Annotated in this window: 21 protein-coding genes and 2 tRNA genes; 15 read left to right on the top strand and 8 right to left on the bottom strand. The window is 66.7% G+C overall.

Translation table 11 applies throughout. The annotated features are described in order from the left end of the window. Window positions 1-31 precede the first annotated feature (31 nt). From PXJ20_RS07355 to pncB, 3 genes are all read right to left on the bottom strand, one after another. The gene (locus PXJ20_RS07355) at window positions 32-1,474 is read right to left on the bottom strand and encodes a sodium:proton antiporter (RefSeq protein WP_421029672.1); all 1,443 of its coding nucleotides are present in this window, start codon (window positions 1,472-1,474) and stop codon (window positions 32-34) included. 256 nt (window positions 1,475-1,730) lie between these two features. Next, window positions 1,731-2,393: a LutC/YkgG family protein gene (locus tag PXJ20_RS07360; protein WP_421029673.1), complete on the bottom strand. Its 663-nt coding sequence runs from the start codon at window positions 2,391-2,393 to the stop codon at window positions 1,731-1,733. A 169-nt stretch (window positions 2,394-2,562) separates the two neighbouring features. Beyond that, window positions 2,563-3,765: a nicotinate phosphoribosyltransferase gene (gene pncB / locus PXJ20_RS07365; RefSeq protein ID WP_017774647.1), complete on the bottom strand. Its 1,203-nt coding sequence runs from the start codon at window positions 3,763-3,765 to the stop codon at window positions 2,563-2,565. A gap of 302 nt (window positions 3,766-4,067) precedes the next feature. On the opposite strand from pncB, the gene fdxA reads away from it, so the two are divergent. The 8 genes from fdxA to PXJ20_RS07405 all read left to right on the top strand — a co-directional run bounded on the left by fdxA (window position 4,068) and on the right by PXJ20_RS07405 (window position 8,600). Further along, entirely contained in the window at window positions 4,068-4,391 is a 324-nt protein-coding gene (gene fdxA, locus PXJ20_RS07370) for a ferredoxin FdxA (RefSeq protein WP_413212260.1), read from the top strand. Between the two features lie 142 nt (window positions 4,392-4,533). Next, window positions 4,534-4,609, top strand: a tRNA-Asn gene (locus tag PXJ20_RS07375). Window positions 4,610-4,673: 64 nt separating this feature from the next. Next, window positions 4,674-4,749 (top strand) — tRNA-Asn (locus PXJ20_RS07380). A gap of 124 nt (window positions 4,750-4,873) precedes the next feature. Then, on the top strand, window positions 4,874-5,407 hold the full coding sequence (locus PXJ20_RS07385; RefSeq protein WP_421029674.1) for a CreA family protein: 534 nt from the start codon (window positions 4,874-4,876) through the stop codon (window positions 5,405-5,407). A 56-nt stretch (window positions 5,408-5,463) separates the two neighbouring features. Then, window positions 5,464-6,327, top strand: a complete 864-nt coding sequence (locus PXJ20_RS07390) for an AraC family transcriptional regulator (protein ID WP_421029675.1) — start codon at window positions 5,464-5,466, stop codon at window positions 6,325-6,327. Between the two features lie 149 nt (window positions 6,328-6,476). Next, on the top strand, window positions 6,477-7,157 hold the full coding sequence (locus PXJ20_RS07395; RefSeq protein ID WP_085970107.1) for an AzlC family ABC transporter permease: 681 nt from the start codon (window positions 6,477-6,479) through the stop codon (window positions 7,155-7,157). Then, on the top strand, window positions 7,154-7,474 hold the full coding sequence (locus tag PXJ20_RS07400) for an AzlD domain-containing protein (protein ID WP_126876649.1): 321 nt from the start codon (window positions 7,154-7,156) through the stop codon (window positions 7,472-7,474). The genes PXJ20_RS07395 and PXJ20_RS07400 overlap by 4 nt, the downstream gene beginning before the upstream one ends. Window positions 7,475-7,832: 358 nt before the next feature. Further along, window positions 7,833-8,600 (top strand): DUF4088 family protein, encoded by a 768-nt coding sequence (locus PXJ20_RS07405; RefSeq protein WP_017774640.1) that lies wholly within the window; start codon window positions 7,833-7,835, stop codon window positions 8,598-8,600. 58 nt (window positions 8,601-8,658) lie between these two features. Here PXJ20_RS07405 and PXJ20_RS07410 read toward each other — a convergent pair whose 3' ends face one another. After that, a complete protein-coding gene (locus tag PXJ20_RS07410; RefSeq protein WP_421029676.1) occupies window positions 8,659-10,761 on the bottom strand; it encodes an ATP-dependent helicase in 2,103 nt (700 codons plus the stop codon). Between the two features lie 275 nt (window positions 10,762-11,036). On the opposite strand from PXJ20_RS07410, the gene PXJ20_RS07415 reads away from it, so the two are divergent. From PXJ20_RS07415 to fumC, 4 genes are all read left to right on the top strand, one after another. Further along, window positions 11,037-11,258 carry an RNA-binding S4 domain-containing protein gene (locus tag PXJ20_RS07415; protein ID WP_017774638.1) on the top strand — a complete coding sequence of 74 codons (222 nt, stop codon included), beginning with the start codon at window positions 11,037-11,039 and terminating at the stop codon, window positions 11,256-11,258. Between the two features lie 126 nt (window positions 11,259-11,384). Next, window positions 11,385-12,788 carry an MATE family efflux transporter gene (locus PXJ20_RS07420; RefSeq protein ID WP_277596677.1) on the top strand — a complete coding sequence of 468 codons (1,404 nt, stop codon included), beginning with the start codon at window positions 11,385-11,387 and terminating at the stop codon, window positions 12,786-12,788. 308 nt (window positions 12,789-13,096) lie between these two features. Next, window positions 13,097-14,791, top strand: coding sequence for a phospholipase D family protein (locus tag PXJ20_RS07425; protein ID WP_421030938.1), 1,695 nt, complete (start codon window positions 13,097-13,099; stop codon window positions 14,789-14,791). Between the two features lie 165 nt (window positions 14,792-14,956). Beyond that, window positions 14,957-16,363, top strand: coding sequence for a class II fumarate hydratase (fumC, locus tag PXJ20_RS07430; RefSeq protein ID WP_421029677.1), 1,407 nt, complete (start codon window positions 14,957-14,959; stop codon window positions 16,361-16,363). Between the two features lie 75 nt (window positions 16,364-16,438). Here the strand turns inward: fumC and PXJ20_RS07435 are convergent, their stop codons facing one another. Together PXJ20_RS07435 and PXJ20_RS07440 are read right to left on the bottom strand one after the other, a co-directional pair. Continuing rightward, complete coding sequence (locus tag PXJ20_RS07435) at window positions 16,439-16,942, bottom strand: acyl-CoA thioesterase (RefSeq protein ID WP_026121399.1); 504 nt, start codon at window positions 16,940-16,942, stop codon at window positions 16,439-16,441. A gap of 115 nt (window positions 16,943-17,057) precedes the next feature. Further along, window positions 17,058-17,207 carry a hypothetical protein gene (locus PXJ20_RS07440; RefSeq protein ID WP_017774633.1) on the bottom strand — a complete coding sequence of 50 codons (150 nt, stop codon included), beginning with the start codon at window positions 17,205-17,207 and terminating at the stop codon, window positions 17,058-17,060. Between the two features lie 237 nt (window positions 17,208-17,444). On the opposite strand from PXJ20_RS07440, the gene PXJ20_RS07445 reads away from it, so the two are divergent. Both PXJ20_RS07445 and PXJ20_RS07450 read left to right on the top strand, forming a co-directional pair. Next, a complete protein-coding gene (locus tag PXJ20_RS07445; protein ID WP_017774632.1) occupies window positions 17,445-18,158 on the top strand; it encodes an ArsR/SmtB family transcription factor in 714 nt (237 codons plus the stop codon). A gap of 318 nt (window positions 18,159-18,476) precedes the next feature. Beyond that, a complete protein-coding gene (locus tag PXJ20_RS07450; RefSeq protein ID WP_421029678.1) occupies window positions 18,477-21,155 on the top strand; it encodes a DUF6600 domain-containing protein in 2,679 nt (892 codons plus the stop codon). A gap of 226 nt (window positions 21,156-21,381) precedes the next feature. Here the strand turns inward: PXJ20_RS07450 and PXJ20_RS07455 are convergent, their stop codons facing one another. Both PXJ20_RS07455 and PXJ20_RS07460 read right to left on the bottom strand, forming a co-directional pair. Further along, window positions 21,382-22,353, bottom strand: a complete 972-nt coding sequence (locus tag PXJ20_RS07455; protein WP_421029679.1) for a thymidylate synthase — start codon at window positions 22,351-22,353, stop codon at window positions 21,382-21,384. A gap of 201 nt (window positions 22,354-22,554) precedes the next feature. Continuing rightward, window positions 22,555-23,946, bottom strand: a complete 1,392-nt coding sequence (locus PXJ20_RS07460; protein WP_026121398.1) for a sigma-54 dependent transcriptional regulator — start codon at window positions 23,944-23,946, stop codon at window positions 22,555-22,557. A 531-nt stretch (window positions 23,947-24,477) separates the two neighbouring features. Here PXJ20_RS07460 and PXJ20_RS07465 point away from each other — a divergent pair. Further along, entirely contained in the window at window positions 24,478-24,963 is a 486-nt protein-coding gene (locus PXJ20_RS07465; protein WP_277596682.1) for a hypothetical protein, read from the top strand. Window positions 24,964-24,999 lie beyond the last annotated feature (36 nt).

Genomic DNA, 24,999 nt, shown 5'->3' on the forward strand with positions numbered 1-24,999 from the left:
TACTCTGTTTCTGTTTGCGCGCCAGTTGGCGTCAGAAAAATATCCACGTCGTCATGAGAAACACCGGCAACAGCACGCCGCCCGACCACAGCAGGTAGCCGAAGAAGCTCGGCATGCGAATGCCGCGCGACTCCGCAATGGCCTTCACCATGAAATTCGGCGCGTTGCCAATATAGCTGTTCGCGCCCATGAATACCGCTCCAGCCGAAATCGCCGCGAGCGTGGTGGCGCCCGTGGTCATCAGCGACGGCGCGTCGCCGCCCGCGAGATTGAAGAACACGAGGTACGTGGGCGCGTTATCGAGGAACGAAGAGAGGAGCCCCGTCGCCCAGAAGTACATGGCCTCGCGCGGCTGGCCGGCGGCGTCGTTGACCAGGTGCACGATACCGCCGAAGGCACCGCCCTCGCCCGCGCGCAGGATCAGGATGACGGGTGCAATGGTCACGAAGATGCCGGCAAAGAGTTTCGCGACTTCCTCGATGGGCGCCCAGTTGAAGCCGTTGCCGATGCGCGCCACACGCGGCGTCACGGCGAGCGAAATCAGCGTGATCCCAACGAGCGCAACGTCGCGCACCGCGTTTTGCAGTTCGACGTGTACGCCCATCAGGTCGAAGGTTACGCCGGGCTTCCACAGGCCGCTCGCGAGCACGAGCGCGACGACGCCCGCGAGCAGCAACAGATTGATCTTGCCGTCGATGCCGAACGACACCGTATCGGGCGTGGGATCGAGTCTCGCTGGCCGCGCTTCTTCGCGCCGCGCCCAGTACCAGCTATCGAGCGCAAAGAACACTGCCAGCAGCACGCCGCAGACGAACAGCATGGGCAACGCGAGATGCTGGGTCGTCCAGAAAAAGCCCACGCCATTGAGGAAGCCGAGAAAGAGCGGCGGATCGCCGAGCGGCGACAGCGAGCCGCCCGCATTCGCCACGAGGAAGATGAAGAACACGACGACATGGACGACGTGCCGGCGGTTGTCGTTGGCGCGCAGCAGCGGCCGGATCAGCAGCATGGCCGCGCCCGTCGTCCCCATGATGCTGGCGAGCGCCGTGCCGAGCGCGAGCATCGCGGTATTGACGCGCGCCGAGCCGTGCAGATTGCCGCGCACGCAGATGCCGCCGGCCACGGTATAGAGCGCCGTCAGCAACACGATGAACGGCACGTATTCCTCGACGAGCGCGTGCAGCAGCGTGCGCCACGCGGCCGCGAGGCCGAACGCTGCGCCGAACGGCACGATGAAGAGCACCGCCCACGCCGCGGCGATCTTGCCGAAGTGGTGATGCCAGAAGGCCGGCGCGACAATCGGAAAGATGGCGATGGAGAGCAGCATGCCGGCGAACGGCACCGTCCACCACGCCGACAAGGCGGCCCCATCGAGTGTCGCGGCGACGGCGAGTGCGGGCCACACGGCCAACAATGCAAACGCGGCATATGCAGCAAAGAGGGCCACGCCTGCACTCGCGGCGTGTCGTGTCATGTTCAGGTCCTTGTTTGTTGTAGAAACGCCTTGGATGCGCCGTCAGTGTGGAGCGTGGCGGCAGCACGGTCGGCGAAATGGGTTCAACGCGCGAGCACGAAGCACGAAGTTCCGGGCGACCCGTCAGTGTGGCGTGTCCGGTTGGTGTTTCGCCTGTCCGGCTATCCGGCTATCCCGCAGGTCCGGCGTCGAACGCGTGGCGCACCGGCACGCAGCAAGCCGCCGTGCAGCCGCATGCGGCCGCGCGGCACACGTGTCACGCCCCGCGCACGATCACCACATGCACGCGATAAGGACCGTGCGCGCCCAGCACGATGGTCTGTTCGATATCGCCGGTGCGCGACGGCCCGGAAACGAAATTGACGGCACGAGGCAGTTCGCCGCGTTCGGCGCGAATCAGCGCGAACGCATCCTCCTGTCCGGCCACGATGCGCGAAGCCGGCACGATCGCAACGTGCGTCTCCGGCAGCAGCGCCCCGGACGCCCACGTCTCGGGTCCGGAGAGCAGCACCAGCGTGCCCGTCTCCGCGACCGCGCAAAAGCAGCCGGTCACGCCGACAAGATCGGTATCCACAGGTTTGCGGAATTCGATGGCGAGTCCCGCGTCGGCCCAGGCAAGTTCCGTGAGCGTCGCCCACGCCACGCCGGTGAGCGGCAAGCCGTTCGTCTCCAGGTAGCGGCGCACGGCGGCGGGCACCTGGGCGAGCGTATCCACTTCGTCCACCGTGGTGGCCATTTTGTGAGCGGCCTCGATGAAGCAGGCCTTCAGATCGGCGGGCAATGGCGGACGCGGACCTTGCGGATGACGCGCGAGGTAGTCCACGACCGCTTCGCGCTCCGGCGCGGTGGGCTCGGCGTCGCGTCCCTGCGCAGCGCGAATGCGCGCGAGGATGTTGCGACGGGCAGCGGATGTATCCATGAAGCGGTCCTCGTGTCGTGGGCAGATCGAGTATCGCGGAATTATACCGGCGGGGGATGCACCGCCGCGGGGGCAAACGGCCTATTCCAGGCGGCCGGATGGCGGCAAACGCGCGGCCATCGCAGAATGAGCGATCAAGTCGCTCCACGGCGGCGCCGCACAGCGCGATCTATTTGCCCGAGGTCTCGTCATCGGCCAGCTGCTCGATGCCGAACACCTGGCGCAGGTAGGCCAGGTAAGCCTTGTCGTCGCACATGTTCTTGCCCGGCGAGTCGGAGAGCTTCGCCACAGGCTGCCCGTTGCAGCGGACCATCTTGATGACGATCTGCAGCGGGTTGTAGCCGAGGTCGTTGGTGAGATTCGTACCGACGCCGAAGGCCAGCTTGCAGCGCCCGCGGAAGCGCTCGTAGAGCTGCAGCACCTTCGGGATGTCGAGCGCATCGGAGAACACGAGCACCTTGGTACGCGGGTCGCAGCGATTCGCTTCGTAGTGGCTGATAAGGCGCTCGCCCCAGTCGAACGGATCGCCCGAGTCGTGCCGCGCGCCGTCGAAGAGCTTGCAGAAATACATGTCGAAGTCGCGCAGAAACGCCTTCATGCCGTAGACGTCGGAAAGCGCGATGCCGAGGTCGCCGCGGTACTCCTTCGCCCACATTTCGAAACCGTAGGTCTGCGAATCGCGCAGCCGCGGACCCAAGGCCTGACACGCCTGCAGATATTCGTGCGCCATGGTGCCGAGCGGCGTGAGGCCGTGCTTCATGGCATAGAACACGTTGCTCGTGCCGGCGAACTGCGGGCCCAGGCCGTCTTTGAGCGTCAGGATCACTTCCTCATGCCAGCGCTTCGAGAAGCGCCGGCGAGTGCCGTAGTCGGCGATCTTGCAGTCGGCGAACTCCGGTTTCGCGCCCAGCAGCGTGATCTTCTCGCGCAGCCGCTCGCGGCCCACGGCGTAGTCGGGCTGCTGCTGCGTGTTGCGGAAGTAGACCTCGTTGACGATGGCAAGCACCGGAATCTCGAAGAGAATGGTGTGCAGCCACGGCCCTTTGATCTCGATGTCGATCTCGCCGTTGCCCTTCGGTGACGGCGTCACCGAAATGTATTTTTCGTTGAGCTGAAAGAGCGCCAGAAAGTCGACGAAATCGCTCTTGATGAAACGCATCTGCCGCAGGTAGTCAAGTTCGGGCTCCGTGAAACGCAATTTGCAGAGCAGGCGCAGCTCACTGCGAATCTCGTCGATGTAGGGAACCAGGTCGACATTCGGCGTGCGGCAACGGAAGCGATATTCCACACTCGCGGCGGGGAAATGATGCAGCACCACCTGCATCATCGTGAACTTGTACAGATCGGTATCGAGCAGCGAAGTAATGATCATGGTGTGGCGGCTGGACTGCGGTCGGACGGTCGCGCGGTCACGACGTCCGCACGCCCGCGCTTGCAGGGCACGTCCCCCGCGCCCTTTGGTCGCCATGTTACCGCAAGGCGTCGGCACGGCACGTGCCAGCACACCGGCTGGACAAGGCTCATCGCGCCATGACAGCCGCGGCGCGACCCATAAACTAATCACCAAACGATATAAGCCGGCCTGTCAGCGTGTGGATTCGTCTTTTGACGTTCAGTTACAATACCGGTTTTGGCGTTTCGCCACCCCTGATACTGCACGCAGGAGCTGCCTGAATGACTCACGTTGTGACCGAAAGCTGCATTAAGTGCCGCTATACCGACTGCGTCGATGTGTGCCCGGTGGACTGCTTTCGCGAAGGTCCCAACTTCCTCGCGATCGACCCGGATGAGTGCATCGACTGCGCTGTGTGCGTGGCCGAGTGCCCGGTGAACGCCATCTACGCCGAAGAAGACGTGCCGGGCGACCAGCAGGACTTCATTCCGCTGAACGCCGAACTGGCGAAGGCATGGCCGAGCATCACGAAGACCAAGCAGCCGCTGCCGGAAGCCGAAGAATTCAAGGACGTGAAGGACAAGCTGTCGCTGCTGCAGCGCTAAACGACATCGGGGCTTGTCTATCAGGCCGGTCCGGCAGGCGCTACGGCAAGAAGCGCACGCAGGAAATACGCCTCGCCGAAGCCCCGAAGTATTGACAGCGTCTGAAGTACCCCATAGAATCTCGCTTCTCTGCTTTTGTTGTTCCCCGATAGCTCAGTCGGTAGAGCGCCGGACTGTTAATCCGTAGGTCCCTGGTTCGAGCCCAGGTCGGGGAGCCAAGAAATTGCAAAAGCCCGTTAACCATAACGGGCTTTTTTACGTAGTGAACGGTTGTATTGCTGTTCCCCGATAGCTCAGTCGGTAGAGCGCCGGACTGTTAATCCGTAGGTCCCTGGTTCGAGCCCAGGTCGGGGAGCCAAAAGATATCGAAGGGATTACGTGTCTTCACGTAATCCCTTTTTTCTTTTCCGGCAGAGCGGTGGCGAGTCGCCGCGCGAGTTCGTCGATAATGTGGATCTGTCATTCCCGCCGATCGATCCACGATGAACCTCGCCAAACGCACTCACGACTTCTCCACGACGCGAAACCCGCGCCTGCGCGTCACCGCACGATGCGCTGCCGCAGTCGGTACCGCGTTCCTCGCGGCCACGACAGGCGCGGCATACGGCGAGGATATCGGCAGCGTCAACACGAATTTCCGCATCACGGGCTCCGACCGCGTCGTGGTCGAAGCCTATGACGATCCGCTCGTCGATGGCGTCACCTGCTATGTCTCGCGGGCACGCACAGGGGGCATCAAGGGCACGCTGGGCGTAGCCGAAGACCCGACGGAGGCGTCCATCGCATGTCGCCAGGTCGGGCCGATCCACTTTACAGGCAACCTCAAGCAGCAGTCGGACGTGTTCACGGAACGCATGTCGTTCATCTTCAAGACGCTGCACGTGGTGCGCGTCGTGGATGCAAAGCGCAACGCGCTCGTCTATCTGACCTACAGCGACCGCGTGGTAAGCGGCAGCGCCAAGAATAGCGTGAGCGCCGTGCCCGTCCCCGCGGGCACGCCCATTCCGTTGAAGTAGGCAGGTTCCGCCCACGCATAACGCACCAGTCTCAAGAGACCCGCAAGCCCGAAACCATGACCGTGACCCGCTTCCGCGATTCCGCCCATTACTGGCGTACGCCGCTGTTGCCCGGCGCGGACCTGCTCACCGCGGAATATCACGATCACGAGTTCACACCGCACTGGCACGACGCCTACACGATTCCCGTGATCGAGGAAGGCGCGGAACGCTATCGCTATCGCGCCACGCACTACGTCGCCGAAGCGGGCAGCGTGCCGGTGATCAATCCCGGCGAGGTGCATACGGGCTCGCGTGCCGTGGACGAAGGCTGGCGCTATCGGGTGATGTACGTGCCGATCGAGTACATGCACAGCCTCGCGCAGGACATCGCGGGCGGCGCGCAGCCGCTGCCGTGGTTCGACGCCGACGTGATTCGCGACGCCGACCTGGCGCGCCGCCTCTCTCGTGCGCACCAGCTACTCGAAGCCGGCGCCGCCGGACTGCCCGCTCCGACGTCCACGCCGACGGCGGACCCGCTCGCTGCCGAATCGGCATTGCTCGACGCGCTCGCCACGCTGCTCGTCCGCTACGGCCGCACGCCGCCGGAACACGTGCTGCGCCCGGCGCGCGACCCGCGTGTGGCAACGATGAAGGAACACCTCGCCAGCCATCTCGCCACGCCGCTTCTGCTTGCCGACCTCGCGGCAGCGGTCAGCCTTTCGCCCTTTCACGCGGCACGCCTTTTCGCCCAGGCTACGGGGCTACCGCCGCACGCGTGGCGCAACCAGATGCGCCTGCAACGCTCGCTTGCGCCCCTGCGCGCGGGCCGGCCGGTGGCCGAGGTCGCGGCGGCCAGCGGCTTCGTCGATCAAAGCCACTTCACGCGCCATTTCCGCCGCATGTTCGGCGTGCCGCCGGGGCGCTGGCAAGCGGCATAACCGCCCTGGGAACACCCTCCCCACCCCGCCGCAAGAACGTACAAGCCAGCTGCCTACGCCCTCCGTTAAGCTCGCGGCAAAAGGAGGAGAGAGTGACCCGTTCCATTCGCTTCAAGGAATTCACGGCGGGCGCGCGCGACACGATTCCGATGATGGTCGGCGCCGCCCCGTTCGGCATCATCTTCGGCACGCTCGTCACGTCGGGACCGCTTCACGTGTGGCAAGGGCAGTTGATGTCCCTCGCGGTATTCGCCGGCTCGGCGCAGTTCATTGCGCTCGGCCTGATTGCGGGCAGCGCGAGCTTTCCGGTCGTGCTCGGCACGACGCTCGTGGTGAATCTGCGGCATCTGCTGTACAGCGCGACGCTCGCGCCCTATGTGGCGCACCTGCCGCTGCGCTGGCGGCTGGTGCTCGCCGGCCTGCTCACCGACGAAGTATTCGCCGTGGCCTGGGCCCACTATCGTCGTCAGCCGCATGGCCGGTTCGACGCCATTGGCCCCTGGTACTTCTTCGGCTCCGGGCTCGCCATGTACGTGAACTGGCAGCTCTGGACGGCGGCCGGACTGCTGTTCGGCGCGGCCTTTCCGGGACTGCAGTCGCTCGGGCTCGACTTCGCGATGGTCGCCACCTTCATCGCCATCGTCGTGCCGCAGCTGGTGGCCGTCCGCTACTTCGCGGCCGCGGTCACCGCGGGCACGCTCGCGCTGCTCTGGCAGACGTGGCCCTACAAGCTCGGACTGCTGGGCGCCGTGCTCGCCGGCGTCGCGGTGGGTGTCGCGCTGTCGCTGCCGGGCGCCTCGCGCGGACGCACCGCAGAGGCAAGCCGATGAACTACGCGCTCCTGATTCTCGGCATGGCGCTCATCACCTGGGCGATCCGCGCGGCCGTGTTCGTGCTGGGCGACCGCGTCGTCTTTCCGCCGCTCGTGCGCACGGCGCTTGGCTTCGTGCCCGTCACCGTGCTCACGGCGCTCATCGTCCCCATGGCGGTCGCCCCGCACGGCAGCCCTGAGTTGACGTGGCGCAATCCGCAGCTCGTCGGCGCGCTCGCGGCTATCGCCGTGAGCGCGCTGACGCGCCGGCCGCTGCTCACTATCGCCGTGGGGCTCGCCGTGTTCTTTGTCTGGCAAGGCGTCGTGCTGCGTTAGCGCCCCCGTCCCTTCCCCGTCCGCCGAACGTGAGCCCCCGGCGCGCCCGCCCCGGAGGCCGGCGTTTCGTGCGCTGCGTCATGACTTCCTCAAGTTTGCCCACCGCACGCCGTTAAACAGATCGAAGTCCGCCGATCGAAATCCGCTTTTCGCGCCGGCTCCGGCCCTGGTGCCCGCCGGCCTGGCGGCGCGCAATGCGCCCGGATCGCACGCAGATCGCGCGACGCGCGTCGTCCGTTCACCGCGCCGTCACGAACGTGAAGACGCCGGCAACCCGCGCGAAGGACGCTCCGCCGGCATACAGCAGATACGCCACGGCGCCACGAAGAGGGGCGGACCGGGGAAACGGGATAACAACATGGGCCAGATCACCCTTACGCTGAAGGAAGAAACCCTTGTGTCGCTACGCAAGGATTTCGACGCGTTCCTGCGCGTGTCGCTCAAGCTCGACCCGCAGTTCGCGACGCCCTCGTTCGAGGACTTCCTGCGTGCGAAGCTGCTCGACAACATGGTGCCGCTCACCGAGCACGCGGTGCAGCGCATGCTTCAGGGCGGCCAGTACGCGTGGGCAAAACGCACGCTCGACAAGGAATTTCCGGACGTCGTCGCCATCCTGATGCGGCAGGCCGCCGAGTACGGCTTCGGTTTCGCCGCCCGCTCCGAATGGACGCCCGACGAGCTCGCCAAGCACTGTCGCGACTGGGCCACGGCGATCGTCAACGAGGCGCAGGCCGCGCCCAACCTGATCGATCCGCTCTCGGCGCAGATCAAGTCGGCCGTGCAGGACATCCAGACGCTCGAAGAAGTGATGCAGACGCCGGCGTGGCGGCTCGCGGAATCGCTGCGCCAGCGCATCTACGAGGCGAAGATCGCCTGCGAAACGAGTGTGGGCAGCGCGTCGCGCGAAAAGCTGGGCGAGTTGCGCGGGCTGCTGCGCCTTGGCATTTCGCACGGCTCGTTCCAGAAGCAGGAAGCGCAGCAGATCATGGAATACCTGCGCCTGCTCAAGCCCGAGATCTTCGTCGAAGAACCCTACGACGTGTTCGCTCGCCTCGCGGCGTGGCTGCGCAACGTCTTCACGCCGCCCGTGCGCAACCAGCAACAGCAGCAGCGTCAGTCGCGCTGAGGGCGCAGCGCTGAAGCCAGCACGCCAGCCGCCTTGGCCTCGGATGCAATAACCCTGCTCAGTCCCACATCTTCCTGAGCTTCGCCGCAATCTCCACCTTGGCGTGAGCCGCCGCAGCCAGCCCCGCCGCCGTGGGCGCGGCGGCGACGGGCACGGGCGGCCACGCACGCGCCTCGAAGAGCGGCAACAGCGGCGCCGGAATGAAGCGCGTGCGCGAGGCCCAGACATGCCGGTCGCCCGCTTGCGTCTGGTTGTGCACATAGAAGCGCTGCGGCACGACGATGTGCAGGTCTTCCTTCGCGCGCGTCATCGCCACGTAGAGCAGGCGGCGCTCCTCGTCGATCTCTTCGTCGCTGCCGGTGCCCAGGTCGGACGGAATGCAGCCGTCCACGCCGTTGAGCACGAACACGTTGCGCCACTCCTGGCCCTTCGCCGAATGGATCGTGGAGAGAATCAGGTAGTCCTCGTCGAGCAGCGGCACGCCGGACTCGCCGCTCGTGGCATCGGGCGGATCGAGCGTGAGTTCCGTGAGAAAGCGTTCGCGCGACGGGTACGTGCCCGCAATGCTTTCCATCTGCAGCACGTCCGCGTGACGCATGGCGGCGTCTTCGTGGTTGCGTTCCAGATGCGGTTCGTACCAGCGGCGGATCAGCTCGAACTCGGCAGGCCATGCACTCGTGCGCGAGCAGACCGTCGACATCATCGCGACGAACGCGGCCCAGTCTTCTGCGGCGCGCGGTGGCGGCGCGAATGCCGCGAGCGCGTCGGCGGCAGTCCAGGTACCCTTGCAGGCTGCGACCTGATCGAGCAGCCGCGCCGCCGTGGCCGGCCCCACGCCAGGCAGCAGTTGCACGACCCGAAAGCCCGCCACGCGGTCGAGCGGGTTTTCCGCCCAACGCAGCACAGCGAGCACGTCTTTCACGTGCACGGAATCGAGAAAACGCAGCCCGCCGAACTTGACGAACGGAATGTTGCGTCGAGCCAGCTCCACTTCGAGCGCCGCGCTGTGGTGCGCCGCGCGAAACAGCACGGCCTGCGACTTCAGTTTCATGCCCGCTTCGCGCGCCTCGAGCACCTGCTCGACGACATAGCGCGCTTGCGTGGCTTCGTCGGCCACGGTAACGAGCCGCGGACGCTGCTCGCTCGCGCGGTCGGTCCAGAGGTTCTTCGCGAAGCGCTCTTTGGCGAGCCCGATCACCGCGTTCGACGCCTCGAGAATGGGCGCCGTGGAACGGTAGTTGCGCTCGAGCATGACCTGCCGCGCGGGCGGATCGAACTGCGCGGGAAAGTCGAGGATGTTGCGCACCGTGGCGCCGCGAAACGAGTAGATGGCCTGGGCGTCGTCGCCCACCACCGTCAGGCCGCGCCCGTCGGGCTTGAGGGCGAGCAGGATCGACGCCTGCAGGCGGTTCGTGTCCTGGTACTCATCCACGAGTACATGATCGAAGCGCGCGGAAAGCTCGGCGGCAAGCGCGGGCTCCGCGGCCATGTGCGCCCAGTACAGCAGCAGGTCGTCGTAGTCGAGCACGTTCTGCGCCTGTTTCGCCTCGACGTAGCGGGCAAAGAGCGCGCGCAGGTCCGCCTCCCACTCGCAGCACCACGGAAACGCACGGGCGAGCACATCGGCGAGCGACGCACCGGTATTCACGACGCGCGAATAGATCGAGAGACACGTGGACTTCGACGGGAACCGCCGTTCCTTCGCCGACAAACCGAGTTCGTGGCGCACGAGGTTGATGAGGTCCGCGGAATCTTCGCGGTCGTTGATGGTGAAGCCAGGCGCGAGGCCGATGCGCTCGGCGTACTCGCGCAAGAGCCGCGCGCCCACGCCGTGGAACGTGCCGGCCCACATGAGCCCGTGCGCGAGCGCCGCAGACGCGCCCGGCACGCCGGCGGCGATGCGCGTCACGCGGCGCGTCATTTCGTCGGCGGCGCGGCGCGAGAAGGTGAGCAGCAGGATGCGATGCGGGTCCGCTCCGTTCACGACAAGATGGGCCACGCGATGCGCAAGCGTATTGGTCTTGCCCGAGCCCGCGCCCGCGATCACCACGAGCGGCGCGGGCGCGCCGGCCTCGCCGACGCCGTGCTCGACGGCCGCGCGCTGGGCGTCGTTGAGCTTCGCGAGCCAGGCGGCGACTTTCGTTGCAACCTCGGCTGCCATTTCGGGCGTCGGGCTTGCGCCGCCATGCGCGGCGGGGCGCTCGACGAGGGCAGACGAATCGCGAACAGAAGCGGAAACCGGAACGAAAGCGGAAGGCACGGCGTAGGCAGAATGGGAAGATGGCGACGCACACTGTATATCCATACACCCCTACGAGACAAGCGCGCAGAACCCTTGCCCGCCCACGCACCCGCGGCCTCCACGCAATCCGTTCGACGCGCCCGCGCCCGCGGGCTTATGATGCGAGCCCTTGAACCTGTTCCCTCGCGTGCGCCATGCCCAATCTCGATTTCCCGCTCACCGGCGACTACGTCGAACTCCATAACCTGCTGAAGATCACCGGCCTCGCCGACAGCGGCGGCGCGGCCAAGCAGCTGGTGGCCGCAGGCGAAGTGAAGGTGGACGGTCAAGTGGAGCTGCGCAAGACGTGCAAGATACGCGCGGGCCAGGTCGTGCTGTTCGGCGATACACGCATCGCCGTGCGCGAAGCCGATTGAAAGAAACTGCACCAAAAACGGGCTTTTCCATCGACAACTGCCCGTTCCCGCAATAAGCTGTCCGTCCCGAAAGACATCATAAGAATCGCGGCGCGCCCGTACGCTCGCGCCGTTTTTTCCCTTCCCATGACCCAGCAATCGAGCTTCTCGCGCGTGGGCACGAGGCCGCCCACGCTTTCCCGCCACGCCGCCGACACCGCCCGCCTCGCCGCCCCGCTCGCCATCGCGCAGCTCGCCCAGATGGCCATGAGCGTGACCGACACGGTGCTGCTCGGCTCGCTCGGCGCCGATGCGCTCGCCGCCGGCGGCCTCGGCGCCGCGCTCTACTTCGTCGTCGTCACGCTGCTGCAAGGCGTGCTCACCTCCGTGAGCGTGACCGTGGCCAACGCGCGCGGCGCGCAGAACGAGCATCACGTGCCGCACATCTACTGGACCGGCTTCGTGCTCTCGCTGCTGCTCACCGTGCCGGCGTTCGCGCTGCTGTCGTTTGCCACGCCGATTCTGCTCGCGTTCGGCGAACCTCCGCTGCTCGCGCGCAACGTGGGCGAGTACTGCGCGGTGTTGCGCTGGGCCGCGCCCGCAAGCCTTGCGGGCATCGGGCTGCTGCGCTCGTTTCTGCCCGCCATTGGCGCAGCGCGGCGGCTGCTCGGTGTTTCGATTGCGAGCGTGTTCGTCAACGCGTTTCTCAACTACGGACTCATCCACGGCGTGTACGGACTGCCGCGGCTCGGCTTTCTCGGCTCGGCCGCGGCCACAACGCTCACCGTCTGGCTCTCCGCGCTCGTGCTGGCGGCGCTGCTCCATTTGCGGCCGCGCTACCGGCACTTCGTCGCTGCCCGGCGCCCCACCGTGCCGCTGATGGGTGAACTGTTCGGCATCGGCTGGCCGGTGGCGATCACGTACGGGGTCGAATCGACGCTCTTTCTCGCCACAGGGCTCATGGTGGGCGTGCTGGGCGAATCGCAGCTCGCGGCGCACCAGATTGCGCTCAACGTAGCGTCCGTGTCGTTCATGGTCCCGCTCTCGATCGGCCAGGCGGCCAATGTGCGCGTCGGCTTCTGGGAAGGCGCGGCGCAGCCGCTTGCCGCGCGCCATGCGGGCTTCGTCGCGCTCGTGCTCGGCGTTGCGTTCATGTCGCTCTCGGGGCTCGTGCTGATCGTCGCGCCGCACTGGATCGTCGGGCTCTACCTCAAGCTCGACGACCCCGCCAACGCGAACACCGTCGCGCTTGCCGCGTCGCTGCTCGGCGTGGCGGCGATCTTCCAGATCGTGGACGGCATGCAGACGGTGGCCTCGGGCTGCCTGCGCGGCCTCAAGGACACCCGCGTTCCCATGATCGCGGCTGCGTTCGGCTACTGGGGCATCGGTTTTCCGACGGGCTACACGCTCGCGTTTCACTTCGGCCTGGGCGCGCGCGGGTTGTGGTGGGGGCTCGCCGCGGGGCTCGCGAGCGTGGCTGTTCTGATGACGCTGCGCTTTCACCGCTTGAGCCTTCAGCGTGGGCCGGGCGCAGGGCAAGACCGCGCTTGATCGAAACGTCAGAACAACGCGGGGGCGAAGCATCGCAGCGCGCCGACGATAAGCAACGCACGGATCGTTGGTTGGTAGCACATGGCGTGCACGCTACGATGAAGCCGTTTTCCGTGACACTCCTCTGACAGGGTTTGGGCCCGCGCACTGCGCGGGCTTTTTTTCACGCCCGCGCCCCCATCGACCGCGCACCCACGTGCGGTACCGCCCCACAGCCTGCCTTAACAATTGCCCGTAGAATGTTCTCCACAGGGTACCGGCCCCGTCAGGCCGGCGCCGACAACACCACCCGTGGAGGACGAGGCGTGCTGCCGTACATCGACCGGTCCGTCGCAGCGCTGTGGCGCAAGCGTGTCCGCGCAACGCCTGCGGCACGTCTCTGCCATGACGCGCCTGCCGGGTTTGCGAGCCGGCTCGCCAGCCTTCTGCTCGCCTTCGTTACAGCGCTCGCGCTCGGCGCCTGCGCCACGCGCCCACCCGCTACCGCCTATCCGCGCGACGTCACGCACGCGCTGCCGCCCGGCGCTTCCACGCCACTTGCCGAAGCGCTCGACGCGCCCGTGAAGGCCCATGGCGGCCAGTCCGGATTCAGACTGCTCTCCGCCGGCACTGAAGCCTTGCAGATGCGCATTGCGCTCGCGCGCGCCGCCACGAAAACCCTCGACATGCAGTACTACATCGCCAACGAGGACACCACCGGCAAGCTGCTGCTCGGCGCGGCGCTCTATGCGGCCGATCAGGGCGTTCGCGTGCGCATGCTGGTCGACGACCTGAACTTCAAGGACATCGACAAGCTGATGGCCGCGCTCAACACGCATCCGAAGATCGAGATCCGCGTGTTCAATCCGTTCGGCAGCGAGCAGTTGAGCATGTTCGAGCGCACCACGGACCTGTTCACGCGCATCGACACCTTCACGCGCCGCATGCACAACAAGGCGATGATCGTGGACAACCAGCTCGCGATCGTGGGCGGCCGCAATCTCGGCGACGAGTATTTCAACGCGAGCCCCACGCTGGAGTTCCGCGATCTCGACATGCTTGCCGCCGGTCCCATCGTCGCGGACATCTCCGCGAGTTTCGACCGGTACTGGAACAGCGCGAGCGCCTACCCGCTGCGCGTGCTCAACCGGCAAAGCTTCGACCCGCACGATCTCGACCTCGCGCGCGACGCACTGCGCGAGCACTGGCGCGAAAACGCCGATCCCTACGACGCGAAGCCGATCAATGCGACACCGCTTGCGCAGCAGATCGCGCGTGACGAACTGGGTCTCGTCTGGGCCCCGGCCGAATTCAAGGCCGACACGCCCGACAAGGTGGCCGTGCCGACGGCCGACTACAAGAGCCCGCCCGCGCAGCGGCTCTTCGAACTGATGCGCGGCGCGCACGAGAGTCTGCAGGTCTTCTCGCCCTACTTCGTGCCGCACGAAGTGGGCGTGAAGGCGCTCTCGCGGTTGACGGCACGCGGCGTGCACGTGGCGATTCTCACGAACTCGCTGGCGGCCACCGACGCCGTCGCCGTGCAGGCCGGCTACAGTCCGTACCGCGTGCCGCTTCTGGAGCACGGCGTGGACCTCTACGAATTCAAGCCCGTGCAACGCGAACGCAGCGTGGGTTTCACGGGCTCGCGCTCGCGCGCAAGCCTGCACGCGAAGGCCTACATCATCGACCGCAGCACGCTCGTGATCGGCTCGCTGAATCTCGATCCGCGCTCGGTGCATCTGAATACCGAACTCGCGCTCATCGTGCACAGCCCCCAGATCGCCAGTCAGGCCGCGGCGCTCTTCAAAAGCGCAACGGCGCCCACGGCGAGCTATCGCGTGCAACTGGCCTCGCCGCAGGAAGCCGCCTCGCTGCGGCGCATCGGCGCGCCGCCCTCGCCGCTTGTCTGGACCGGCGAGGACGACGGCGAGATGCGCACCTACAACTTCGACCCGCAGGCGGGTTTCTACAGGAATCTGCTGACCGGGCTATTCTTGCTGTTGCCGGTGGACGATCAGCTCTGAAGCCCACTGCGCCCTGAACGCCCTGCCCGCGCGAACGTCCCTGAATCGAGAAACTGCAGCGAAGAACTGCGGCGCACCGTCTCGCGACGATACGCCATCCACCCAGAGCCTCTGCCGGTTGCAACCATCGCGCGACCGGCAACGCTCGTCATACGGAGCGAAGCTATGACCGAAGACGTCAGAATGGAGCGCGACACGTTCGGCGAAATCGCCGTGCCCAACGCGCAGCTATGGGGCGCGCAAACGCAGCGCTCGCTGCAGAACTTCCGCATCTCCACGGAAAAGCAGGCGCCCGAAATCATCACCGCGCTCGCCACCATCAAGCGCGCCGCGGCGCAAGTGAATCTCGACCTCGGCGTGCTCGACGAAGCGAAGGCGCGCGCCATCATGACGGCCGCGGACGAGATCATCGCGGGCAAACACGCCAACGAGTTTCCGCTCGCCGTGTGGCAAACGGGCTCGGGCACGCAGACCAACATGAACCTCAACGAGGTGATCGCGAACCGCGCGAGCGAGCTGCTGGGCGGCGTGCGCGGCGAAGCGCGCAAGGTGCATCCGAACGACGACGTGAACCGCGGCCAGTCGTCGAACGACGTGTTCCCCACGGCGATGCATGTCGCCGCCGCGGTGGGCATCGTCACGCATCTGCTGCCCGCGCTGAAGACGCTGCGCGAGACGCTCGACGGCAAGGCGAAGGCCTTCGCGGACATCGTGAAGATCGGCCGCACGCATCTGCAGGACGCCACGCCGCTCACGCTCGGCCAGGAGTTCTCGGGCTACGTGGCGCAGCTCGACCAGGGCATCCGGCATGTGGAGTCGACGCTGCCGCACCTCTACGAACTCGCGCAGGGCGGCACGGCGGTGGGCACGGGCCTGAACGCGCATCCGCAATTCGCCCGGAAAGTGGCCGAAGCCATCGCAAAGCTGACGGGGCTGCCCTTCGTCACGGCGCCCAACAAGTTCGAGGTGATGGCCGCCGCCGACGCGCTCGTCTTCGCGCACGGCGCGCTGAAGACGGTGGCCGCAAGCCTCATGAAGATCGCCAACGACATCCGCTGGCTCGCGAGCGGCCCGCGCTGCGGACTCGGCGAACTGTCGATTCCAGAGAACGAGCCGGGCAGCTCGATCATGCCGGGCAAGGTGAATCCCACGCAGTCCGAAGCGGTGACGATGCTGTGCTGCCAGGTGTTCGGCAACGACGTGGCCGTGAACATGGGCGGGGCGAGCGGCAATTTCGAACTCAACGTGTATCGCCCGATGATCGCGCACAACGTGCTGCAATCCGTGCGGCTGCTTGCCGATGGCGCGCGCAGCTTCAACGACAACTGCGCGGTGGGCATCGAGCCGAATCGCGAGCGCATCGATGCGCTGCTCAACGAGTCGCTGATGCTCGTGACTGCGCTCAATCCGCACATCGGCTACGACAAGGCCGCGCAGATCGCCAAGAAAGCGCACAAGGAAGGCACCACGCTCAAGGCTTCGGCGCTCGCGCTCGGCTACGTGACGGAGCAGCAGTTCAACGAGTGGGTGCGGCCGCAGGATATGGTGGGACAAGTGCCGGGCAAGGGTTGATGGCGCCGGCGAGTAACTCGGCCGTGGCGTAGGCGGTGAACGCCTGCGCCATGCCGCTCGAGCCCTTAAAGCCCTTCAAACCGCGCCCGCTGCCACCTCTTCGGGCTTGAGTTCCACGATCGCGTCGAGCGCTTCTTTCACGTCCATCGCGTAACGGGCGAGGCGCTTCTGCTCGTCCGTCTCGGGCACGAACGACGGCACCGGCATGGGCGTGCCCGTCTCGTCCACGGCGACGAACACGACGAGGCAGTCGGTGGTCTGGCGCAACTGTCCGCTCTTCGGGTCGCCCGCGTGAACGGAAACGTGGATATGCATGCTGGTGCGGCCCGTCGCCACGACGCGCGCGCGTAGCTCCACCATGTTGCCGACATGAATGGGACGCCGGAACCGGATGTTGCCCACGCTCACCGTCACGCAATAGCGGCTCGACCACACGGCCGCGCAGGCGTAGGCGGTTTCGTCGATCCACTTCATGAGCGCGCCGCCGTGGACCTTGCCGCCGAAATTCACCGAGCTCGGCTCGGCCAGAAACCGGAACGTGGTTTCGGAACGGTCGTGTGCGTTCGAAGGGGTACTCATCTTGACTCCGGTCATTGACTCCGCTCGTGCGGATGTATATGGAAGGAGCCGATTATACGGGGCGCCATAAAGCGCGGTGGTTCTGTCGGAGATGCGGCGGGCGCGCGTGGCCGCGTTACTTGCTGTGGTAGCTGATGCCTTCGTCGATGGTGCCGTACATCGTGATGCCGCTCCCGCCGCCCGACGATGCAGACGGTCCGCCTGCGGCACAGGCGCTGCACAGAATGCCGGCAAGCACGGCGGCAACGACCCAGGAAAATTTCATGGCTGGCTGGGCGACTGACGTTCGAAATCTGGAGCCACCGATTCTAGCGCAGGGACTGTGAGCGCCGCAGGTGAACCAGGCGCGGCACGAATCGTCGCCGTGCAGTCCACGCTTCACGTCAGCCTGAAACGTCGAATGCCGGCATCCGCTACAGTGCAGACCAGTTCCGACGAAAGAGGCCAACCGCGCAGCACGCCGCATTGCGTTGCTACGCTGGCGCACCGAAAGGAGGTTCCGATGTCCCTTCCCCACTCCGCCGATTCGAGCCATTTCCCCGGGCTCTCGCGCATCGGCGCGCTGCTTGCCGACCCTGGCCGCGCCGCCATGCTGTGGGCGCTCATGGACGGCAGCGCGCGCCCCGCTGGCGAACTGACGCTGATCGCCGGGCTCTCGCCCTCCGCCGCGAGCGCCCACCTCGCGCGGCTCACGGAAAGCGGCCTGCTCGCGCTCGAAGTGCGCGGCCGCCACCGCTACTTCCGCATCGCCACGCCCGAAATCGCGGCGTCGATCGAAGCCCTCGCGCATCTGGCCGAAGCCGCCGCACCGCAACGGCCGGCACCGCGCCCGGCCCGCACCGTGCCGCTCGACATGCGCTACGCGCGCACCTGCTACGACCATATGGCGGGCGAGCTGGCCGTGAACGTCTTCGACCGGCTCGTCCGCGACGGACTGCTGAGCGCCCACGGCGACGAACTCGACGCCACGCCGGCCGGGGCAGCGCGCCTCGCGGACTGGGGCATCGACGTTGTCGCACAGCGCCGACGGCGGCGGCGTTTCGCCTGCACCTGCCCCGACTGGAGCGAACGCCGGCCGCATCTGGGCGGCTCGCTCGGCGCGGCCCTGCTCGACGCCTGGACCGCACGCGGCTGGGTGGAACACGCGGAGCGCCCGCGCGTTCTCCGTATCACGCCGCCCGGGCAACGCGCGTTCGACGAATTCTTGTCGAGCTGATTGCTGCGCCTACTGCCGCGTCAACTGGGTCAACTACCGGATCAACCGCGGGGGCTACCGCCCGGCCGCCTGCCGCCCCAACCGGTCCGTACAGCGCGGCAAAGCAGCGAGGCGCGGTCAGGCAAACGCCTTGCGCGACCTTCAGACGCAAGGCGCTCGAAAGGCCCCCGCATCCGGGACAAATTTTGTTACAGCGCACCATGACGCCCTTACAAATGACTGCCCCTTGAAACATGCACCGCGGATAGAGTGAATTCCGAGGGCGCGCCGTGCCGGCCGCGATCGCGCGTGGCCGCCCCGCTCCGTCGGAGACACACAATGAAAACGCCAGCCACATCGCTCACGCTATTTCGACGCGCCAGTTCCGCGACTCGCGTCAGCCGCACGGGACGCATAAGCCGCCCCGCCATCATCGTCTGCGCGGTGCTTGCCGCGTTCAACCTCGCAGCCTTGCCGGCGCTCGCGCAAACGCCGCCGGTGGCCCCCGGCGCAGCCGTCACGCAGGCAGGCGACCCGCCCGGCCGTGTGGCGCGGCTCGACTACATGGCCGGTGCCGTAACTACGCAGCCCGCCGGTGCATCGGACTGGTCATACGCGCAGTTGAACCGGCCGCTCACCACCGGCGACCAGCTCTGGAACGACCGCAACGCGCGCTCCGAACTGCACATCGGCTCCACCGCGGTACGCATGGACGAACAGACAAGTCTCGACGTCCTCAACCTCGACGACACCTCGACGCAACTGAAGGTCGCGCAGGGCACGCTGTCCACCCACGTTCGCTCGCTGCCGCCCGGCAGCAGCTATGAGATCGACACACCGAACCTCGCGCTCGGCGTGAACGGCCCCGGCGACTACCGCGTGGACGTCGCGCCCGACGGCAGCACCACTACCGTCACGGTGCGGCGCGGCAGCGCTACCGTGTACGGCGACGGCGGGCAGATGCCTGTCGAGGCGGGTCAGCAGGTCCAGTTCGCCGGTACGAACCTGCAGCAGGTGGCGGCGAGCGGCGCCCCCGCGCCCGACGTGTTCGACCAGTGGAGCGGCGCGCGCGACGCGGCCGAAGACCGCTCGGTGTCCGCGCGCTACGTCTCGCGCGAAATGCCGGGCTACCAGGATCTCGACGCGAACGGGTCCTGGCGCGACGATCCGCAGTACGGCGACGTCTGGGTGCCCAATGCGGTGCCCGCGGGATGGGCGCCCTATCACGACGGACACTGGGTATGGCAAGCACCATGGGGCTGGACCTGGGTCGACGACGCTCCGTGGGGTTTCGCGCCCTACCACTACGGCCGCTGGGCTTACGTCGACGACACATGGGCCTGGGTGCCGGGTCCGGTCGTAGAAGCGGCGCCACCTGTCTATGCGCCGGCGCTGGTGGCGTTCGTGGGTGGCGGAGGCGGAGGCGTCGACTGGGGCGTGAGCCTCACGCTGGGCGGCGTGGCAGCGGCCGGGGTGGCGTGGTTCCCGCTCGGCCCCGGCGAGCCGTGGCATCCGCGCTGGTGCAACTGGAGTCCGCACTACTACGAACGGGTGAATCAGCCTGTCGTGATCAACAACTACCGCAACAACGTGAACATCACCAACATCACGAATGTTCACAACACGTACATCAACTACCGGGCACCGGGGGCCATCACGGCTGTGCCGGCCACGGCGTTCGTCCACGGGCAGCCCGCGTCGCGGTTCGCGCAGAAGGTGGATCCGCGGCAGTGGCAACACGCGAGGATCGAATCGGGCACGCCTGGCATCGCGCCAGTGCGCGAGAGTTTCGGCCCGGGTTTGCGCAACGCCGGGTTCCGACCGCCCGCGAGCGCGGGCGAACGCCAGGTCGTCGCCACGCGGCGGCCCGTCGCGCCGCCGGCCTTCCACGATGCGCTCGCACAACGTGCGGCGCATGGCGGCGTGGTGCCGGGCGCGGGCGCGCCGGTGGTGAGGACTTCCGCGCCCGCGCGTAGCGGGTTCATCGGCAACGTGCCGCGTAATCCGGCCGTGCAGGCGATTCCGAATGTGAGACTCGTGCCGCCGCATTCGCCGACGCTGGCCGCCGCCGGGCCGGGGCATCAGCCGCCCGCGAATGGACAAGCGGAACGAGCCGGACAACCGGGCGCGCAACCCGGCATGCCGGCAGCGGGGGCCGGTCCTCAGGCAGCGCAACGGCCGGGCATGGGGGCCGTACCAGGCGGCGGAGCCCGGCCGCAGCCCGGTGCACCGATGGCCGCGCTCGAGCGGCAGCCCCAGCCCGGCAACGGTGTGCCAAGGCCGCCACAACCCGGCGTGCGACCCGAGAACGGCATGCCGCGCGGCGCTGTTGCTGCCGGCGGCCAGCAGCCGCAGCCGGCCCAGGCAAACGCGCGGCGCGAGCCGGTCTGGACGCAACCCCACACGCCGATGGCGATGCAAGGGCAGCCGCGCGTCAACGGCGCACAAGCGGCGCCACAAGAATCGCGCATTGCACCTCAAGGCGGACAACCGATGCCCCGCACACCGGAGGCTGCGGGCCAGCAACGTCAGGCGTTTGCGCCGCAAGGCGGACAGCCGGTGCCGCATGCGCCGGAAGGGCAAAGCCAACAACGTCAGGCGCTCATGCCGCAAGGCGGCGCGCAGCCGGGTGGCCAGCCTCAGGTACAGCAGCCGCGCGAAACCGTCCGCGCGCCACAGGCAGCGGCCCAGGCGCCGCGCCCGCAGTTTGAGCCGCGCGCTCCGATGGCGGCACCCCAGGTGCAGCAACCACGGCCAGAAGTTCGCGCACCGCAGGCAATGCAACCGCGTCCGGAAATCCGTCCACAGCCTCAGCCGCAACCGCGTGCCGAGTTCCGTCCGCAGCCTCAGCCTCAGTCGCAACCTCAGCCGCGCGCGGAATTCCATCCGCAACCTCAGCCGCAACCGCAGCCCCAGCCGCGTCAGGAATTCCATCCGCAGCCGCAGGCCGTTCAGCCGCACGCCGCACCCGCACCCGCGCCTGCAGCCGGCCAGCGCGACGAGCACCATCACGGCTAGGCGAGGCTTTTCCGCGAAGGGAAAGTCTCACTTGCAAAAGAAAACGCCCGCTCCGCGAAATCGCGAAGCGGGCGTGATGCTGTGATTTACCAGCGGCGCGACCGTTTCAGACCTGCAACGCTGCGGCGGAATGCCTGCGGCGCATCGGCGCAAGCCGGACGAACGGGACAAAAAGCAAGCCGCGCACAGCGGCACGAGCGCCGCAGAAGCTGCGCTGCCCGTCGATTCAAACGGCCATGGGCGCCGTCAGCGGCTCGTGATGCCGATACCCCACCAGCGAGAAATCGGACGGCTCGATCTGCTCCAGCCATTGCGGCTCGTAGACGCCGGTCTGCGCGTAGTCGGGCACACGGTCCGAAATGGCGAGCCGCGGGCTCTCGTACGGCTCGCGCGTAAGCTGCTCGCGCAGCATCGGCAGCTGGTTCTCGTAGATGTGCGCGTCACCGATGAAATAGGTGAACCAGCGCGGCGTGTAGCCCGTCAGGCGACCCACCAGATGAAGCAGTACCGCCCCTTCGGTGAGATTGAACGGCGTGCCCAGTCCCACGTCGTTGCTACGGATGTAGAGGCACAGCGACATTTCGCGCCGCGCGGCGTTCGGCAGGAACTGGTACAGCAGATGGCAGGCCGGCAGCGCGATCTGGTCGAGCACTGCAGGGTTCCACGCATGGAACAGGATGCGGCGATCCGCCGGGTTCTGCATGATCGTGTCGAGACACTGGCGTAGTTGATCGACTGCCTTGTACAGCAGCACCTTCTGCGCGCCGTCCTCGGTGAACTGCGTCACCACCTTGAAGCCGCGCGCCTGCGCGTCGGCCAGTTGCGCCGTTGCGGATGCATCGAGCACCTTGTAGGCCGGCCACCGGCGCCATTGCACGCCGTAGACGTCGCCCAGATCGTCCGGCCCCTCGCGGTACGGATTCGCGAGCCACTGGGCGTTCTCGTTCGCGTTGGCGTCCCACACCTTGCAGCCGAGCGCGCGGAAGTCCGCGGCGCTGCGCGACGCGCGCAGAAAGCCCACCAGCTCGCCTACCGCCGACTTGAACGCCAGTTTCTTCGTGGTGACGGCGGGAAAGCCCTGCTGGAGGTCGAAGCGCATCATCGCGCCCGGCATGCTGATGGTACGGATGCCGGTGCGGTTTTCCTGCCACGTGCCGGTGTCGAGAATCGTGCGGACGAGGTCGAGGTACTGTTTCATTCGGGGGCTTCCTTCGGGCCGGCGCGGCGCCGTTTGGATGAACTGAAGCCCCCGATTCTAACAAGCGCGCGTGCGCCTCACCTGGCACCGCCCTCGGCATCGCTCATTGGGCATCGCTCATTGGGCGCCGCACCGGCAGATCGCCCGGCATCCGCGTACCCGAACGTCAGGCCATGCCGCGGTATGTCGCGTCATGCCCTCTCACAGATGCGGCACGCTCGCCGGCAAGTCCCCGCCCTGATGGCCGAGATCGCCCTCCATGTGGCGCATGCCATGTGCGCACAGCAGCCGGTATAGCGTGACGCGCGAGATGCCGAGTTCCTGCGCGGCGTCGCCAAGACGTCCGCGATGGCGCAAGAGCGCAAGCTCGATGGCCTGGCGCTCCGCCGCCTCGCGCGCCTGGGCGAGCGAGACCGGCACGATCTCCACGTACTCCGAGAGTTCGAGGTCACGCGCCGTGATAGCACGGCCCTCCGACATCACGATGGCGCGGCGCACGCGGTTGATCAGCTCGCGCACGTTGCCGGGCCAGCTGTAGTTGTGCAGCGCCGCGATGGCATCCGGCGAGAAGCCGCGCAGACGGCGGCTCGCGTCCTTGCGAAAGCGTTCGAGCATGTGCCGCGCGAGCAGCTCGATGTCCTTGCCGCGCGCGCGCAGCGGCGGCTCGTCGATCTGCAGCACGCACAGGCGGTGATAGAGATCCTGACGGAAGCGCCCTTCGATCATCGCCGTCTGCATGTCCACGTGCGTGGCCGAGATGATGCGCACATCCACGGGAATGGATTGATGCCCGCCCAGCCGCTCCACCTTGCCTTCCTGGAGAAAGCGCAGCAGGCTCGCCTGGCTTTCGAGCGGCAGGTCGCCGATTTCGTCGAGGAACAGCGTGCCGCCATTGGCCGCTTCCACGCGCCCGATCTTGCGCTGGTTCGCGCCCGTGAACGCGCCGCGCTCGTAGCCGAACAGTTCCGATTGCAACAGGTGCGGCGGAATGGCGCCGCAGTTGATGGGCACAAACGGAGCATTGCGCCGCGCGGAGCGCTCATGAATGGCGACCGCGGTCAATTCCTTGCCCGTGCCCGATTCGCCTGAAATGAAAACGGGCGCATCGGTCATCGCAACCTTGCGGATGGAGCGGAAGAGCGCCAGCATCGCGTCGCACGAGCCGACCATTTCGCCCTCGGCGCCCGCGCCCGATTCGTTCGACGCCGGCTCCCCCAACTCCACCATGCCGAACGCGTGGCCCACCGAATCCACCACGCGTTCGCCCGTCCACGGCATCGTTACATAGTCGAAACAGTAATCACGGACCAGCCGGCGCAGCGACGCGTCCTGCAGTTGCCCGGCCGTCGTGGCCGCCACCCAGCCCACGTTGGGCATGGTGAGGCACGACTCGAAGGTCACGATTTCATGCGGCTGAAAACGGCTGGCGAGGTCCAGCAGACCGCCCGCCGTGGCACCCGGGCGCACGGCGCGGCGCACGTCGCGCGCGCTTTCCACAACATCGACTTGCCAGCCACGGTCACGAAAGCGCGAACTCAACTCCGGACTGGGGTTGCGTGTGACATAAACGAGTTGCCGTGTTGCGGGTTCCATTCTTCAGATCCTCTCGTCAACGTGCGCCCGAAAATCCGACAGCACGCACCTGATTCTCCGGACATGCGGACGGGCGGCGGCATTTGCCTAATGGCAAAAAATACCGAACGACCATTCCATTTCCTGTGGACTGCTGATACCCGAAAGCGGCATGTGTGCGTTCAAACGGCCGAATGCTGAGGTTTTTTAAAAATCGGCTCGTGTCAGGAGCTTACTATACGCGTCGTTCGGGCAACAGCAAATATGCAAATAAAATCCTCGGAGCCCATATCCCACAAGGCTGTGCGGCATGGCTGCATGTCTGACGAATTATATAAAACGTTTTCTGCGCCATTACCATGATTACCCTGGTAATGTGACTGCCGCATTGCGAAATAAGCGGTATTTTCTTCCCGCCGTTTCAGTGCTGAAACGTTTCGGCGCGATTTCGGACCTGGGCCCGGGCGCCAATTTCAGCTTCTCCTGTCGCGTCAATGGTTTCCGCGCGATGGCACACGTTTCGCTAAACGTGGGCCACCAGGGAGAAACATCATGCGACTCGTTGACTGCGTAGAACGATGCATTGCCAGGCGCGCTCCGCTCGTGCTCGCCGCCTCGCTAGCACTGCTATTTGCTGCCTCCTCTGCCTCGGCGCAGGAAGCCGCAGCCATCGCCTCACCCGACCCGGCGGTCGCCACCCTCGTGGACACCCCGTCCGCAGCGGTGACGCCGTCGCAGACGGTGGCCCAGGCCGACACCGGTAGGGCCCCCACCACCGCAGCCATCCTGTTCACGCGAGCAATGGCCGTTCCCGGCGCGACCACCTTGAGCGACATCCCGCTCGACGACCAGGTGCTCTCGCGTCAGCGCGGCGGTGCGGTGGGAATGATGATGGTCGCCGCCACGCCTCAACTGATGCGCGGCAACGGCGTGACGCTGTGGGACGAAATCGCCCCGCCCGCGCCGCTGCCCATTCCGGTGGACGCTGCGCGCGCCGCACAGAGCAACGTCACGACGTATCAGCGCAACGGCAACTAAGAGCAATCAAGAGCCACTGGGCGAGGCATCGTGCGC

Source organism: Paraburkholderia sp. A1RI_3L (assembly GCF_048957895.1).
Lineage (GTDB): Bacteria > Pseudomonadota > Gammaproteobacteria > Burkholderiales > Burkholderiaceae > Paraburkholderia > Paraburkholderia kururiensis.